This window comes from Terrabacter sp. Soil811, from assembly GCF_001429655.1.
Lineage (GTDB): Bacteria > Actinomycetota > Actinomycetes > Actinomycetales > Dermatophilaceae > Terrabacter.
This window is the reverse complement of record NZ_LMSX01000009.1, coordinates 22,922-38,393: the sequence shown is the minus strand read 5'-3', so window position 1 is coordinate 38,393 and position 15,472 is coordinate 22,922. Positions and strand designations below refer to the sequence as shown.

The window sequence follows — 15,472 nt, the reverse complement described above, 5'->3', positions numbered from 1 at the left end:
CGCGTGAGCCGAAGCGTCTACGTCGCCTCGCCCGAGGGCCTGACGGGCAAGTCCGCCGTGGCCCTCGGCCTGCTCGACGCCCTGTTGCGCGAGGTCGGGTCGGTCGGTGTCTACCGCCCGCTGACGACCCTCGGGGGCACCGGTCTCGACGACGAGGTCGACCACATCGTCGAGATGCTCGTCAGCCAGCCCGGCGTCGAGCAGACCTACGAGGAGGCACTCGGAGTCACCTACGCCCAGGCGCACGACGACCCCGACGAGGCGCTGCACGTCATCGTCGAGCGGTTCGGCGCGCTGAGCGCACGCTTCGAGGTCATCATCGTGCTCGGCTCCGACTACACCGACGTCTCGACGGGCACCGAGCTGTCCTTCAACGCTCGGGTGGCCGCCAACCTCGGCTCGGCCGTCGTGCTCGTCGTGCACGGCCGCGACCGCACGCCCGACCAGATCCGCGTCGCCGCCGACAGTGCCATCACCGAGCTGCGCGCCAACCACGCCCAGACCGTCGCCGTCGTCGCCAACCGCGTCGACCCGGCCGACCTCGACGAGGTGCGGGCCGTGCTCGGCACCCTGCCCTTCCCGGTCACCGCCGCGATCCCCGAGAACCCGCTCCTCTCCGCGCCGAGCTTCCGGGCTCTCGCCGACGCGATCGGGGCGCGGCTCGTCCTCGGCAGCGAGTCGTGGATGGACCGCGACAGTCTCGGGCTCGTCGTCGCGGCGATGAGCCTGCCCAACGTGCTCGCCCGGCTCGGCCCGGACGTCACCGTCATCGCGCCGAGCGACCGCACCGACCTCATCCCGGGCCTCCTGCTCGCCCACCAGTCCGGCACCTTCCCGACCCTGGCGGGGATCATCCTCACCGGCGGCTACCCGATCCCCGAGACGATCTCGCGCCTGTCGGCCGGCGTTCAGCAGGACCTGCCGATCGCCCTCACCGACGACGGCACCTTCCGCACGGCCGAGCGGCTCATGCAGGTGCGCGGTCCGATGACGAAGGGATCGCGCAACAAGATCGAGACGGCACGCCGGCTCTTCTCCGAGAGCGTCGACCAGGCCGCCCTGCTCACCGCCATCGACGTCTCGGCCTCCGAGGTGCGCACGCCGCTGATGTTCGAGTTCCAGCTCATGGAGCGGGCTCGCTCCGACCGCAAGCACATCGTGCTCCCCGAGAGCCAGGACGACCGCATCCTCGAGGCCGCTGACGTGCTGCTTCGACGAGGCGTCGCCGACCTGACGCTGCTCGGCGACGAGACGAAGGTGCGGGCCCGCGGGTCGGCGCTCGGGCTCGACCTCGACGCCGCGACCGTCGTCTCCCCCACCGACGCCGACCTCGTCGAGCGCTTCGCGCAGGAGTATGCCGTGGCGCGGGCCCACAAGGGCATGACCGTCGAGCGTGCCCGGGAGGTCGTCACCGACATCTCGTTCTTCGGCACGATGATGGTGCACCTCGGCCTCGCCGACGGCATGGTGTCCGGCGCCGTCAACACGACGGCGCACACGATCCGTCCGGCGCTCGAGTTCGTCAAGACCGCCGACGGGGTCAAGACGGTCTCGAGCGTCTTCCTCATGTGTCTCGCCGACCGGGTGCTCGTCTACGGCGACTGCGCGGTGATCCCCGACCCGACGGCCGAGCAGCTCGCCGACATCGCGATCTCCTCGGCGCAGACCGCGCAGCAGTTCGGGATCGAGCCGCGGGTCGCGATGCTCTCCTACTCGACCGGCACGAGCGGCTCCGGCGCCGAGGTCGAGAAGGTCCGTGCCGCAACGGAGCTCATCGCCCAGCGGGCACCGGATCTCGCGCTGGCCGGGCCGATCCAGTACGACGCCGCCATCGACCCCGTCGTGGGTCGGGCCAAGATGCCTGACTCCGACGTCGCCGGCCACGCCACGGTCTTCGTCTTCCCCGACCTCAACACCGGCAACAACACGTACAAGGCCGTGCAGCGCAGCGCGCACGCCGTCGCGGTGGGCCCGGTGCTCCAGGGTCTGCGCAAGCCGGTCAACGACCTCTCCCGCGGCGCCCTCGTCGACGACATCGTCAACACCGTCGCCATCACCGCCGTCCAGGCGCAGGGCGTCTCGACCGAGCAGCAGGGAGCCGGCCAGTGACGGAGTCCACCCACGACAGGCCCGTCCTCGTCCTCAACGCCGGCTCGTCATCGCTCAAGTACCAGCTCGTCGTGGCGGAGTCGGGCGAGGTCCGCGCCGGTGGGATCGTCGAGCGCATCGGCGAGGCGGGCAGCGACGTCACCGACCATTCGGCCGCGCTCGAGGCGATGACGACCCAGCTGCACGCCGACGGAGTCGACCTCGACGAGGTGCCGCTCCGCGCCGTCGGTCACCGCGTCGTCCACGGCGGCCCCGACTTCTCGGAGCCGGTCGTCATCGACGACGCCGTGCTCGACCGCATCAGGGCGCTGAGCGCCCTTGCGCCACTGCACAACCCGGCTGCCGTCATCGGCATCGAGGCCGCTCGGCAGCACTACGACGTGCCCCACGTCGCCGTCTTCGACACCGCCTTCTTCTCATCCCTTCCGGCCGCGGCGTCGACGTATGCGGTGCCCCGCGACCTCGCCGCGAAGCACTCCATCCGCCGCTACGGCTTCCACGGCACCTCGCACCAGTTCGTCGCGCAGGCGACGGCCGACCTGCTGGGTCGCCCCCTCGCTGATCTGCGCCAGGTGATCCTCCACCTCGGCAACGGGTGCTCGGCGTCCGCGGTGCGCGGTGGCCAGGCCGTCGAGACGTCGATGGGCCTGACGCCCCTGCAGGGTCTCGTCATGGGCACCCGCTCTGGCGACGTCGATCCCGGGCTCCACGCCTACCTCGCCCGAGAGGCAGGGATGACGCTCGGCGAGATCGACACGCTCCTCAACAAGAAGTCCGGCGTCCTCGGGCTGAGCGGTGTCAACGACTTCCGCGAGCTCGTGCAGCGAGTCGATGCGGGGGACGCGGATGCGCGTCTCGCGTTCGACGTCTTCGTCCACCGGCTCAAGCACTACGTCGGCGCCTACCTCGCCATCCTCGGCGGGGCCGACGTGCTCGTCTTCACGGCGGGCATCGGACAGCACAGCGCCCCTGTCCGGGCCGCGGTCGCCGACGGGCTCGCCGAGCTGGGCATCACGGTCGACGCGGACCTCAACGCGTCGGGCTCGAGCGCGGCACGCGTCATCTCTCCTGACGGGTCACGCGTCGTCGTCGCGGTCGTGCCGACCAACGAGGAGCTCGCCATCGCCCGACAGACGGCCGACCTCGTCGGCTGACCGCCCACCTCACGCCGGTTCGTGGTGATGTCGGCACCCCCGTGGGTGCCGCGATCACCTCGACGGGCGCTGGGCCTCGAGGTACTCGCGCAGGGACGTGGGCCGGCGACCCGTCAGCCGCTCGACGTCGCCGCTGACGCCGTCGAGCTCACCCGCGGCCACGGCGGTGTACGTCGACACCCAGGCGTCCACCTGCCAGTCCGGGGCCCCGTAGACCGCGCGGGACGCGTACGCCTCCTCGACCGTCTCGTCGTGGTAGCGCACCTCGCGGCCCGTCACCTCGGTGATGACCTGCGCCATCTCGGCGAACGTCAGCGCCTCGGGCCCGGTCAGTGCGTACGTCGCGCCTGCGTGCGCGGCCGGGTCGAGCAGGACGGTGACCGCGACGCGCGCGATGTCGTCGTGCGCGACGACGGCGGCCCGGCCGTCGCCGGCGGGGCCGCGGACCACACCGTCCTCGCCGACCATGTGGTCCATGAACTCGAGGTAGAGGTTGTCGCGCAGGAACGTCCACGCCATGCCCGAGTCGCGGAGGTGCTGCTCCGTGGCCGCGTGGTCACGAGCCAGGGTGAACGTCGCATCCGGCGCTGCTCCGAAGAACGAGACGTAGACGACGTGTCCGACCCCGGCAGCCGCGGCGGCATCGACGAAGGCTCGGTGCTCGGCGAGCCGGTCCTCGTTCTCGGCCGCCGAGACCATGAAGAGGGTCTCGACCCCCTCGAGAGCCGCTCGGGCGGCGTCGGCGTCGCGGTAGCTGCACTGAGCCGCAACGGAACCCTGCAGTTCCGGCGCCCGACTGGCGTCACGGACGAGGAGCCGCTGGGCGACTCCACGGCCGGCGAGATCCTTGGCGACGAGCCCACCAAGCCACCCGGTCGAGCCGGTGACGGCGAGGGTCGGACGGGGACTGGTGGCGTCTGCGCTCATCCCCCGAGCGTACGCACGGGACCGGTGTCGACGTCAGGTCCGGCGCACGAGGCGCGACAGGTCGACACAGGCGACGCCGACCGCGTCCATGCGCCGCGTGATCGGCTCGCCCCCGTCACGGGGCACGACCAACGAGGCACGGCCTCCCCGCCGCAGCGCGTCGGCCACGTCGTCGCGAGCGACGGCGAGCGACTCCCAGTCCGCCAGCCAGTCGTCGACCGGGAGGTCGTCGGCTCTGGCGACCGGGTCGAGCCTGCGGACCTCGGCGACGAACGCGCGGATCGCCTCGTCCTGGGCCGCGATCGCCGCCGCCCTCACCGAGGCCGGTGACCCCACGTCGACGGGACTGGCCGCCAGGCCGGCCCGGAGCCGGGTGCAGCCGGCGTCGACGGCGGCGACCACGTCGGGTCGGTCGATGAGCTCGATCCGGTCGTGGTCGGCGTACGCCCAGAGCGCGAACCCGGCCAGGACGAGGAGGCCGAGCACGACCAGCGTCACGACGGTGACGGCGATGCCCACTCCCCTCGACGGGCGACGGCGCCCCGTCTCCCGCCGTGGGGGCATCCGCTCCCAGTACGTCGTCATGACGGCAGTGTCGCCGCCGTCAGGCGAGGACGACGGTCGGCGATGTGCACTGATGCCCGATCGTGACGACCGGCACGGGCTGTCCGATCAGCGGCGGGTGATGCACCGCGGGACGGCCACGCGGCATACGGTGTGGTCGTGACCGACAACCATGCCGAGCCCTCTGGCACGCCCTCCGACGCGACCGTGCCCGTCCGCACCCACGACGGCAGCGACACCCTGCAGGCCGATCCCCCCTTCGCCCCGGAACTGCCCGGCATCGAGGCCGCGGCCGTCCCGCCCGGCGTCCGGGTCGCGAGCGAGTGGGCGTGGCGCCTGCTGCTCATCGGCGCGGCCATCTACCTGCTGTCGCTCGCGGTGCGCTCGGTCTCCGAGATCGTCGTGCCGGTTGCGATCGCCATCCTCCTGACCGCCCTGCTGCGGCCCGTCGCGACCTGGCTGCACCACCGGATGAAGCCGGGGGCGGCCGCCGGCATCACGCTGCTCGGCACGATCCTGCTCATCGGGGCGCTCTTCACCCTCGTCGGGACCCAGTTCAGCAGCGGCTTCTCCGACCTGACGAGCCAGGTCGCCACCGGTCTCGAGCGCATCCGCGACTGGGTGCGCACGTCGTTCAACATCACCGACGCGCAGTTCGACGAGTACTTCAACACCATCCGCGACAAGGTGAGCGAGTCGGGCAACCTCGGCGACACCGCGACCTCGGTCGGGCTCACGGCGACGCACTTCATCGCGGGCCTGTTCATCGCCCTCTTCTCGCTCTTCTTCTTCCTCTACGAGGGCCCGCGCATCTGGAGCTGGATCGTGCGGCTCTTCCCGCGCGCCACCCGCCCCCGCGTCAACTCCTCGGGCATCATCGCCTGGCACCAGCTGTCGGCGTTCGTGCGCGCGACGATGATCGTGGCCTTCGTCGACGCGGTCGGCATCTCGGTCGGCGCCGCGATCCTCAAGGTCCCCTTCGCGTTCGCGATCGGCATCCTCGTCTTCATCCTGGCGTTCATCCCGATCGTCGGAGCGCTGCTCTCGGGGGCCGTCGCCGTGCTGCTCGCGCTCGTCGCGCACGGCCCGGGCGTCGCCCTCATCATGCTCGCCGTCGTCATCGGCGTGCAGCAGCTCGAGTCGCACGTGCTCCAGCCGTTCCTGCTCGGCAAGGCCGTCAGCGTCCACCCGCTCGCCGTCATCCTCGCCATCGCGACCGGCTCGATCATCGCCGGCATCGTCGGTGCGCTCGTCGCCGTCCCCTTCGCCGCGGTGCTCAACGCCGTGGGCAAGCACCTCTTCAGCGACGAGTCGGAGGGCGAGCTCGACCGGGAGATGGCGGCCTCGGCCGACGACGGCGGAGCCCCAGCCAACGCCTGACGGAGCCGTATGCCGTCCCGGGTCGACGGACGTCCGTGACCGATGGGGCCACTCGAACCCTCGAGTGGCCCCGCTTCCACCTGCGCACCACGCGCCCCGGTCGCTGCACCCTCCCTCTCGGGGCGGCGGCCATCGGAAGTGCGCCGTGGCGCGGTTTGGTGGTGGTCCGGGACCGGGCGCCATCAGAGAGTGCGCCATGGCGCGGTTTCGTGGGGCGAGGTGATGCGTTCGAGCCAGGTGTGGCTGGAACGACGGTCCTACTGGGAGACGGCGCGGCGGGCGAAGAGGGCCCGGTCGTCGAGCTCCTCGGCCTCCTCGGCGAACTCAGGCGTGTCGAAGACGTCGGCCGGGATGCCGGACTCGGTGTAGCGCGGCTCGGCCTTGGCCTTGAGCGAGTAGGTCGGGCGCGGCACCGGGACAGGGCTCCAGCTGCCCTCGGCCGGCTGCTCGACGGCGGCCACGGCGACGGGCACCTCACCGGTGATCGGCGCCTGGACGTCGAAGACGCCGGGCTCGACGTGCTGGGCGACGACGGTCTGCGACTCCTGCGAGACCGCCACGACCTCCGACGGGGCCGCCGTGGCGGTGCTACGGATGACCTGCGTGTCGTCACTCGAGAGGAGCGGCACGTGGTGCTGCGCGTCGTAGGACCTGCTGCGGCGACGACCTCGCCGGCCACCTCGAGCGCGCTGGTCCCCCGCATCCGAGCTGGTGCGCAGGCGGTCGGCCTGGGCCTCGGCCCGCAGCCACACGAGGACGGCGGCGACGGTGAGCACGGCGAACGGGATGGAGATCCACATGAGCACGCCGGTCACCGTCAGCACGACGGACACCGGCAGCCAGGCGACCGCGACGAGGAGCAGCGCCGCGCGAAGGCGGCGCTGTGCCAGCGGAACCCGCGCAGGGGCCGTGGGTCGAGCCGGCCTCCTTTCCGCGTGGCTCGTCGGTCGCGCTGACTCGGGCATGCGGTCCACCTCGGCGGAGTAGGGGGCGATGTCGTGGTCGTTCTGGCTCAGGTCTGACGAGGAGCCCGATGCGTCAGTCGAGCTCGCAAGCACCCGCTCGTCGGATCGACGTGCGACGAGAGGAGAGTGGCGGCGTGACGTGCCGGCGGGGACGGCCCGCTTCACGTCGACGGTGGGACGGCCGGTGCTCGCGGGCTTGACGGCATACGAGTGCGGGCGCGGGGTGCTCAGTGCCGGAGTCGGCAGGGCCGGTCGCTTCTCGAGGACGCGCATGGCCTCGGAGAAGCCCTCGACCGACCGGGTCGCGGCGGCGTCCTCGCGGCGGCGGGCCCAGTGCTGCACGAGATAGGCAGCCCAGATCGCCACGATGACGACGAAGATGAGGCTGCTGACTGGCACGTGACCCACGGTAGGACGCGGTTCGGTAACGGCCCCGCACATTCGAGGCGTGTCGCGCAAGAGGCTGGTGTTACACCTGTGACAGGCGAGCCGTGAGAGTCGATCCGCACAGGTCCTCGGTCGTGACGGCGAAGGAGCGGTGGTCGCGCCACGCGCCGTCGATGTGGAGGAAGCGCTCGCGCACTCCCTCGTCACGCAGGCCGAGCCGCTCGACGACGCGCAGCGAGGGCACGTTGTCGAGCCGGATGTTGACCTCGACCCGGTGCAGCCCACCCGCGCCGAGCGCGTGGTCGACCGCCAGCGCGAGGGCGCGGGTCGCGATGCCCTGTCCGGTGACGGACTCGTCGAGCCAGTAGCCGGCCGCACCCGACTGCTGCGCGGCGCGGACGATCCCGAAGAGGTGGACCTGACCCACGATGCGACCGCCGACCTCGATGCACCACGGCATGGCGCGGTCGGCGCGCGCCTCGGTGTCGAGGTCGCGGACGAACTGCCGGAACGAGACCGGGGTCCGCGCGGGCGAGCCCGGCGGGAGGGTCGGCTCCCACGGCTGGACGTATGCCGCGTTGTCGCGCCGCACGCGCTGCCAGTCACGCTCGTCGTCCAGACGCAGGGGCCGCAGCACGATCGCGGGCTCGGACGAGGCATCACGCAGGACCACGGGCCAGCGGGCCTGACCGTCCCGGTGTGGGCGCCACGGCATCCTCATCCGACCGATCCCTGCGGGATCGGCCGACGTCGGATCACGGAGTGCCGCAAGCGGATCCGCGTCCTCACGTCAGTGGTCACTGCCGGGGATCTGGTCGAGGGCGTGGCCCAGGACCGGCTCGAGCACGTCGAGCGCGTCGGCAACGCCCCCGCGCGATCCGGGAAGGTTGGCGACGAAGGTGCGCCCGGCCAGGCCGACGAGACCGCGCGAGAGCATCGCCGTCGGGACCCCCTTGGCGACGCCGGCGGCACGGATCGCCTCGGCGACGCCGGGCACGAGCCGGTCGAGCATGGGTGCGGTCTGCTCGGGTGTCACGTCGGTCGGGGTGAGGCCGGTCCCTCCGGTCGTGATGACGAGCTCCGGTTCGCTCGCGAGGACCTCGCGGAGCGCCAGGCCGAACTCGTCGCCGTCGGCCACGACGACCGGCTCGCCCACCTCGAAGCCCCAGGCGCGGAGCCGCTCGACGATGACCGGGCCGGACCTGTCGGCGTAGACGCCGGCTGCCGCTCGGGTCGAGGACGTGACGACGGCGGCCCGGCGGCCCACGCCCGGACCCTCATTCATGCCAGTCTCCCGACCGGCCACCGGACTTCGCCGTGACGCGGACGTCGGTGATCCGGCCGTGCTTGTCGACGGCCTTGACCATGTCGATGAGGGCGAGCGCGGCGACCGACACCGCGGTCAACGCCTCCATCTCGATGCCCGTCCGGTCGGCGGTGCGCACCGTCGCCGTGATGTCGGCGCCGTCGTCGGCGACCGTCACGTCGACCTCGACGCCGTGCACGGCGATCGGGTGCGCGAGCGGGATGAGCTCGGGTGTGCGCTTGACGGCCTGGATGCCGGCGATGCGGGCGACCGCCAGGGCGTCGCCCTTGGGGACGTTCCCCGAGCGCAACGCCGCGACGGCGTCGGCGCTGAGCAGGACGCGTCCCGCCGCGCTGGCCTCGCGGGCGGTCACGGCCTTGGCCGAAACGTCGACCATGTGGGCACTGCCGTCGGCGCGCACGTGGGTGAGGCCCGGCGCCTCGGCAGTCGCCGCGGCCTCTGCCGGGGAGGCCTCGGCCCCGCCCTGCTCCGGGGGCGTCACCCACGGGTCGCTCGGATCTGGCCGTGCCTCCGGTCGGTCGCTCATCACGCCTCCTTGTCGAGGACGAGGACGTCGACGACCTCACCGGCGACGAGCTCGGTGACGTCCTCGGGCACGACGAAGAGGGCGTTGGCCCGGGAGAGGTCGGCGACGAAGTGCGAGCCCTGCCCTGCCACGGGGACGGCGACGAGCGTGCCTTCCGCCGACCGCGACACGACGGCACGACCGAACTGGCGCCGCCCGCCGAAGGACTCGACGCCGGAGATGAGCGTGGCCGGCCGCAACCGGCGCTTCTCGGGGGTCAGGCGCATGAGCCGGCGCAGCGCCGGGCGCACGAAGACCTCGAACGACACGAACGACGACACCGGGTTGCCGGGCAGGGCGAAGAGCGGCACCTGCTTGCCACCCGGCCCGGTCAGCAGGCCGTAGCCCTGCGGCTTGCCGGGCTGCATCGCGACCTTGACGAAGTCGATGCCCTCGCCGCGCAGGGCGCTCTTGACGACGTCGTAGGCGCCCATCGAGACTCCGCCGCTCGTGATGACGACGTCGGCCTCGGCGACGACCTCGTCGAGCACGGCGAGCAGCTCCTCGTCGGAGTCGCCGACCGCCGCCCGGATCTCCGCCGACGCCCCGGCGCCGATGGCGGCCGCCCAGAGCATGGAGGAGTTGGAGTCGTGGATCTGACCGGGCTGCAAGGGTTTTCCGGGCTCGACGAGCTCGGCGCCGGTCGACAGCACGACGACGTGCGGCCGGCGGTGGACCTCGACCTCGGCATGACCGCAGGCCGCGAGCAGCGCGATGGTGCGGGCGCCGACGACCTCGCCCGCCGAGACGATGACCTCGCCGGACGACACGTCCTCGCCCTGCGGACGGATGAAGCGACCCGGCGGGACCGCCACGCGGCACTCAACGTCGCCCGTTGCGGCCGCGTCGGTGTCCTCGACGGCGATGACGGCGTCGGCACCCTCGGGGATCGGGGCGCCCGTCATGATCCTGGCCGCCTCCCCCACGCCCACCGAGAAGGTCGGGTCGGCACCCGCGGCGACCTCGCCGACGATGCGCAGCTGCACCGGGGACTCACCGGCGGACGCGAGCGACTCGGCGCGGACGGCATACCCGTCCATCGACGAGTTGTCGAAGTGCGGGAGGTTGACCTTGGCCCGGACGTCGCGGGCCACGACGAGGCCGAGGGCCTCGGTGAGCGGCGTCCACTCGGTCGGGGACGGCTCGAGCGTCGAGAGGATGGCTTTGAGGTGCTCGTCGACCGTACGCACGTCGCCGGGTGTCGTGACGGGCGCCGGCGTCGGCGTCGGCAGCTCGCCGAGCACGGCGTCGTCGAGGACCCGGCGGTAGCCGTCGATGAGCACCTCGCCGACGCAACGGACGTTGCGGCCGAAGACGGGGTCACCGATGACGCGCAGGCTCGTGCAGTCGCGCATCGAGGGCACCCCCTTGGGGAAGCGCTGCTCGAAGCCCGACACGAAGCGGTAGGCCGAGTCGAGGTCGACGTAGGGCTCGGGCCCGTCGACGGTCGCGACGACGTGGTAGCCCTCGTCGAGGGTGAAGAAGTCGGACCGGATGACGAGCAGGTCGTTCGTCGTCTTGACCGGACGGAAGCGGGTGCGCGGCACGAGGATCGCCTCCGAGCCCTCGAACACCTCGATCGCCGTGCCCATCGCCGACTCCATCTGGATGACCTCGGGCGAGCCCGGGTCGGCGGGGTCGACGTTCTTGTGGTTGACGATGATCGGCAGGCCGAGGACGCCCTGCTTGGCCGTCATCCGCTCGCGCAGGACCTCGAGGTTGATCCACACGTTGTTGGCGTTGAAGGTGTTGTGCCGCTTGATGTCGCGGAAGTAGCGCTCCTCCCCCTCGGCCACCATCGCCGTGTCGCGCAGCACGATCCGGCCGTCGGACTTGCGCACCGCGAGGTGGCCGCCCTTGCGGTCGCTCTTCGTGCGCTTGCACACCTCGGCGACGTAGGGCAGGCCGTGCTCGACCATCCACGCCGCGACGTCGGGGTCGCACGTCGCGCCGAGGTTGTCGGAGTTGGAGAGGAACGCGTAGCGGATCCCCTTCTCCAGCAGGGAGTCGAGCACGCCGGACGTGACGAGCGAGACGTAGATGTCGCCGTGGCCCGGCGGGCACCACTCGAGCTCGGGGTCGTCGGGCCACTGCACCGGCATGAGGTCGTCGGGGCGCAGCTTGGGCTCGGCGTTCTGGATGAAGTCGAGCGGCAGCCCGTCGACCGGCAGGTCGGGGTACTTCGCGAGGATCTTGAGCGACTCCTCCGAGGTGCGGAAGGAGTTCATGAGCACGAGCGGGAGCTCGACGCCCCAGCGCTCACGCAGGGCCAGCACCTGCAGGGCGATGATGTCGAGGAAGGTCAGGCCGTCCTTGACCTCGAGCGCGGACTTGGCGCCGGTCATGCCCATCCCGGTGCCGAGGCCGCCGTTGAGCTTGATGACGGCGGTGCGCGACAGCGCCTCGCGCGCCTCCTCGTCGGACACCTGGACCTCACGGAGGGTCTGCACCTCGCCGAGGGGCTCGATCGACTCCTCGGGGATCGTGCCGAGCGCCCCGGCCTGCAGCTGCTCGTAGTAGTGCTCGAACACCCTGATCGCCTCAGGACCGAGGCCCCGGTCGCGCATCAGTGCGACGGACGCGTGGAGCCCCTGGTCACTCATGGGCATCACCTTACGATGGGCCGCATGTGCGTCACCCGAGTGCGCGGAATGTGCTCCCCGTGAGCGGCCTGGGCAAGCGTGACCTGCGTCACGCCGCGCGGGCCCGGCGGCGCGAGATCGCGTCGCGCCTGACCCGGGACGAGCGTGACGCCGCCGCGGCGGCGATCGCCGGGGCGGTGCTCCGTTTCGTGCCCGACCCGTCCCGGGTGGCGGTCTACGAGTCCCTCCCGGACGAGCCGCCGACCGGCCGCCTCGTCGAGGCGCTCCTCGCGGCCGGCCACGAGGTCATCGTGCCCGTCGTGCAGGGCGACTTCTCGCTCGAGTGGAGGTATGCCGTCCCGGGCGCCTCGGGCGACGACGCGACCGTGCGCCGCCCCGGCCACGGCGGCCACGCACCGGACGCCGACGAGCGACAGGGCTGGCTCGGCACCGACGCCCTCGCCAGGTGCGACCTCGTCGTCACACCCGGGCTCTCCGTCGACGAGCACGGCACGCGCCTCGGCCAGGGCGGCGGCTGCTACGACCGGGCCCTGCTCCACCGCGACCCGGACACACCCGTCGTGACCCTGCTCCACGAAGGCGAGCAGAGCGACACCGACCTGCCGGCCGACGCGCACGACCTCCCGGTCGACGGCTACGTCACGACGACCGGACGCGTCGTGCGGCTTCGCTGAGGCGCGCACGTCGCCGAGCCGACCGCGAGACCCGAGCCCACCGCATACGCCATCGGGGGCCGAGGCGCAGCCGCGCGGGTGACGCGGCGGCCTACGGGTTCGACGTCGGCGTCGGCGGCACGAGCGTCAGCTCGTCGTCGGTGGCCTCGCGCACCGCGGTCGGGCTGAACGGCCACACGAAGGTCTCGTTGGCCACCCAGGCGTCGACCTGGTCGGAGTAGTGGTCGTCGTAGGCGTGCCCCGACTGGCCGGTCGAGTTGACCCAGCGCGACGCGTCGAGGTTGCCGAGGTCGACGACCATGCGCATCGACGGGCCGCTCGTGACGTCGTAGCCGGGCTTCGAGGCGTTCCACGCGTTGGCGTTGACGATGGAGTTGCCACCGCCGAGCTCGATGTCGTCGCGGTTGAAGAGGTTCTGGACGAGCTCGGGCACGCCGTCGGCGCCCATGACCTGGTGCGTCAGGTCGAGCGAGTGCAGGCGTCCCCAGCGCCACGTCGCGGGCACCTTGCCGAGCTCGCGGGCGAGGTCGAGGCGGGCCTCGACGAGCGCGCGCTTGAGGATCTCGCCGGAGCCCTCGGTGACGCCGGGCGTCGTCTTGTCGTCCCACCAGTCGTTCTTGGGGTCCTTGAGCAGCTGCTCCATGACGACCATCCACCGGCTGCCGCCGTCGGGCGCGATGTCGGGCGGGAGCTCGTCGAAGGTGTATTCGAGCAGGTGCTTCCACACGGCGTTGTAGTACGCCGCCGAGGCCGCGTCGCGCGTCTTGTCGTTGGGCTGGTTGCCGTCCCAGTCGCGCAGCAGTCGCTGGGCCTGCGCCGTGAAGTCGTCGACCTGCACCGCGAGGAGTCGCTCGACGAGGCCCGGCGCGTACGTGTTGCGGGTGTCGCCCTGGATCTGCGACATCGTCTCGGGCGAGACCTTGGGGGTCGCGGCGAGCAGGGTGCGGATGCGCTGCGCCCGGAAGCCGTAGTCCCACTCCGAGGTGAGGAACGGCGTCGGGCTCGCGGTGACGGCCTGGTTGGCCGTGACGATGAAGCCCTCGGCGGGGTCGAAGGTGTTGGGCATGTCGTCGAAGGGCACGTAGCCCTTCCAGTCCCACTGCGAGTCCCAGCCGGGCGACGGCCAGAAGCCGGGGGGCGCGCCAGGCGTCGCCGAGCGTCGCACCGGGATCTTGCCGGGAGCCTGGTAGCCGATGTGGCCGGCCGTGTCGGCGTAGACGAGGTTCTGCGACGGCACCGAGAAGAGGGCCGCGGCCTTGCGGAAGTCCGACCAGTTCGTGGCCCGGTTGAGGGCGAAGATCGCGTCGGCCGTCGTGCCCGGGGTCAGCGCCGTCCACGCGAGCGACACGGCATACCGGTTGGACTGGGGAGCGCCGCGCACGACGCTGCGGTCGCCGGCCGCGTCGATGGCCGGGACGACGTCGGACATGATCGGGCCGTGCACCGTCGAGCGCACGGTCAGCGGCACGTCGGCGCCGCCGGCGACCTTGATGACCTCCTGGCGCGTCTCGAGCGGCTTGGTCAGCCCGTCACGGAGGTAGCCGTCGCCCGAGACCTGCTCGAGGTAGAAGTCCGTGACGTCGGGGCCGAGGTTCGTCATGCCCCAGGCGACCTTGTCGTTGTGGCCGATGACGACGCCGGGCAGGCCCGAGAAGGTGAAGCCCGACACCTGGAAGGGGCACGCCGCGCTCAGGGTGCGGCACTGGAGGTTGACCTGGCCCCAGATGCCGGGGATCGACAGGGCGAGGTGCGGGTCGTTGGCGAGCAGCGGCTTGCCCGTCGTCGTGCGCGAGCCCGAGACGACCCACGAGTTCGAGCCGATGCCGTCGCCGCGGCCGAGGGTCGACGGGACCGCGTTGACCGACGCCAGCGCCGAGTCGATGGCGGCGTTGCCGTCCTCGGAGCGCATGGCCGTGAGGGCCGCGGGCGCCGGGCTCGCCGCCTGGTCGCTCGCCGACGCCGGCTGCCAGTCCTGCTCCGAGAGGATCGGCTGGTTGCGGTCGACGGGGTAGGGCGGGTAGAGCAGGTTGATCTGCTTGAGGGAGCGCGTCGTGCGCGACAGGCGGGCCCGGGCGAGCTCGTCGTTGTAGTCGCCCCGCAGGTCCCACGCCATCGCCTTGAGCCACGAGAGCGAGTCGACGGGCGTCCACGGCTCGACCCGGTAGCCGGGGTTGCGGCGGGCGAGCACGGTGTACTCGAGCGACATCTTCTCGGGCGTCTCGGCCTTCTTGATGTACGCGTTGACGCCGTCGGCGTACGCCTGGAGGTACTGCCGCGTCTCGGGCGCGAGCTTGGGCAGCTCCTGCTCCGCGATGCGGCGCCAGCCCATCGTGCGGATGACCTTGTCCTTGTCGAGGCCGGCGCTGCCGACGAGCTCGGAGAGGCGGCCGGCCGTGACGTGGCGACGCAGGTCCATCTCGAAGAAGCGGTCCTGGGCGCTGACGAAGCCCTGCGCCCGGAAGAGGTCGCTCGCGTTGTCGGCGTAGATCGTGGGGACGCCCTGGGCGTCGCGGTGCACCGACACCGAGCTCGTCAGGCCCTCGATCTCGAGCTGGCCCGAGGTCTCCGGGAACGACTGCCGCACCACCCCGATCGCCAGGATCCCGACCCCGACCACCGCCATGACGACGAGGACGGCGACGAGCAGGACGATCCGACGGGCGCGCTTCAACCGTGACACGCGACGAGCCTAGGCCACCGCGGACGGTGCAGCTCGCAGCCCGTGGGGCGCCGCGCGACATCGTTGCCGAACCGACGACAAACGCTCCCGACCCGTGCGCGACGCCCGCGGACCACTCCACGGGCGCGGCCGCCGGG

12 protein-coding genes are annotated in these 15,472 nt (G+C 72.0%); 4 read left to right on the top strand and 8 right to left on the bottom strand.

Features of this window, described 5'->3' with window-relative positions:
- The first annotated feature begins 3 nt into the window (after nt 1-3).
- Nucleotides 4-2,109, top strand: a complete 2,106-nt coding sequence (pta, locus tag ASH01_RS15795; RefSeq protein WP_056777897.1) for a phosphate acetyltransferase — start codon at nt 4-6, stop codon at nt 2,107-2,109.
- Nucleotides 2,106-3,263, top strand: coding sequence for an acetate/propionate family kinase (locus ASH01_RS15790; RefSeq protein WP_056777895.1), 1,158 nt, complete (start codon nt 2,106-2,108; stop codon nt 3,261-3,263). Before pta ends, ASH01_RS15790 begins: the two co-directional genes overlap by 4 nt.
- Nucleotides 3,264-3,317: 54 nt before the next feature.
- On the opposite strand, the gene ASH01_RS15785 is transcribed toward ASH01_RS15790, so the two are convergent.
- A complete protein-coding gene (locus tag ASH01_RS15785; protein ID WP_056777893.1) occupies nt 3,318-4,190 on the bottom strand; it encodes an SDR family oxidoreductase in 873 nt (290 codons plus the stop codon).
- 33 nt (nt 4,191-4,223) lie between these two features.
- Nucleotides 4,224-4,775: a hypothetical protein gene (locus tag ASH01_RS15780; protein WP_156415618.1), complete on the bottom strand. Its 552-nt coding sequence runs from the start codon at nt 4,773-4,775 to the stop codon at nt 4,224-4,226.
- A gap of 138 nt (nt 4,776-4,913) precedes the next feature.
- Between ASH01_RS15780 and ASH01_RS15775 the strand changes: the two genes are divergently transcribed.
- On the top strand, nt 4,914-6,134 hold the full coding sequence (locus ASH01_RS15775; protein WP_235508718.1) for an AI-2E family transporter: 1,221 nt from the start codon (nt 4,914-4,916) through the stop codon (nt 6,132-6,134).
- Between the two features lie 257 nt (nt 6,135-6,391).
- On the opposite strand, the gene ASH01_RS15770 is transcribed toward ASH01_RS15775, so the two are convergent.
- The 5 genes from ASH01_RS15770 to ASH01_RS15750 all read right to left on the bottom strand — a co-directional run bounded on the left by ASH01_RS15770 (nt 6,392) and on the right by ASH01_RS15750 (nt 11,981).
- On the bottom strand, nt 6,392-7,498 hold the full coding sequence (locus ASH01_RS15770; RefSeq protein ID WP_156415617.1) for a hypothetical protein: 1,107 nt from the start codon (nt 7,496-7,498) through the stop codon (nt 6,392-6,394).
- A 70-nt stretch (nt 7,499-7,568) separates the two neighbouring features.
- On the bottom strand, nt 7,569-8,201 hold the full coding sequence (locus ASH01_RS15765) for a GNAT family N-acetyltransferase (protein WP_056777884.1): 633 nt from the start codon (nt 8,199-8,201) through the stop codon (nt 7,569-7,571).
- A 75-nt stretch (nt 8,202-8,276) separates the two neighbouring features.
- A complete protein-coding gene (locus ASH01_RS15760) occupies nt 8,277-8,771 on the bottom strand; it encodes a MogA/MoaB family molybdenum cofactor biosynthesis protein (RefSeq protein ID WP_056777881.1) in 495 nt (164 codons plus the stop codon).
- Entirely contained in the window at nt 8,764-9,189 is a 426-nt protein-coding gene (moaC, locus tag ASH01_RS15755) for a cyclic pyranopterin monophosphate synthase MoaC (RefSeq protein ID WP_056778655.1), read from the bottom strand. The genes ASH01_RS15760 and moaC overlap by 8 nt, the downstream gene beginning before the upstream one ends.
- Before the next feature lie 149 nt (nt 9,190-9,338).
- Nucleotides 9,339-11,981: a UTP--glucose-1-phosphate uridylyltransferase gene (locus ASH01_RS15750; protein WP_056777879.1), complete on the bottom strand. Its 2,643-nt coding sequence runs from the start codon at nt 11,979-11,981 to the stop codon at nt 9,339-9,341.
- A gap of 59 nt (nt 11,982-12,040) precedes the next feature.
- Between ASH01_RS15750 and ASH01_RS15745 the strand changes: the two genes are divergently transcribed.
- On the top strand, nt 12,041-12,655 hold the full coding sequence (locus tag ASH01_RS15745; RefSeq protein ID WP_056778652.1) for a 5-formyltetrahydrofolate cyclo-ligase: 615 nt from the start codon (nt 12,041-12,043) through the stop codon (nt 12,653-12,655).
- A gap of 91 nt (nt 12,656-12,746) precedes the next feature.
- Here ASH01_RS15745 and ASH01_RS15740 read toward each other — a convergent pair whose 3' ends face one another.
- A complete protein-coding gene (locus ASH01_RS15740; protein ID WP_056778649.1) occupies nt 12,747-15,278 on the bottom strand; it encodes a penicillin acylase family protein in 2,532 nt (843 codons plus the stop codon).
- Nucleotides 15,279-15,472 lie beyond the last annotated feature (194 nt).

What these genes read in the sequence shown, in the direction of transcription:
- ASH01_RS15785 (WP_056777893.1), bottom strand. Translation starts at nt 4,190, where the DNA reads ATGAGCGCAGACGCCACCAGTCCCCGTCCGACCCTCGCCGTCACCGGC.
- ASH01_RS15780 (WP_156415618.1), bottom strand. Translation starts at nt 4,775, where the DNA reads ATGACGACGTACTGGGAGCGGATGCCCCCACGGCGGGAGACGGGGCGC.
- ASH01_RS15765 (WP_056777884.1), bottom strand. Translation starts at nt 8,201, where the DNA reads ATGCCGTGGCGCCCACACCGGGACGGTCAGGCCCGCTGGCCCGTGGTC.
- ASH01_RS15760 (WP_056777881.1), bottom strand. Translation starts at nt 8,771, where the DNA reads ATGAATGAGGGTCCGGGCGTGGGCCGCCGGGCCGCCGTCGTCACGTCC.
- moaC (WP_056778655.1), bottom strand. Translation starts at nt 9,189, where the DNA reads ATGGTCGACGTTTCGGCCAAGGCCGTGACCGCCCGCGAGGCCAGCGCG.
- ASH01_RS15750 (WP_056777879.1), bottom strand. Translation starts at nt 11,981, where the DNA reads ATGAGTGACCAGGGGCTCCACGCGTCCGTCGCACTGATGCGCGACCGG.
- ASH01_RS15740 (WP_056778649.1), bottom strand. Translation starts at nt 15,278, where the DNA reads ATGGCGGTGGTCGGGGTCGGGATCCTGGCGATCGGGGTGGTGCGGCAG.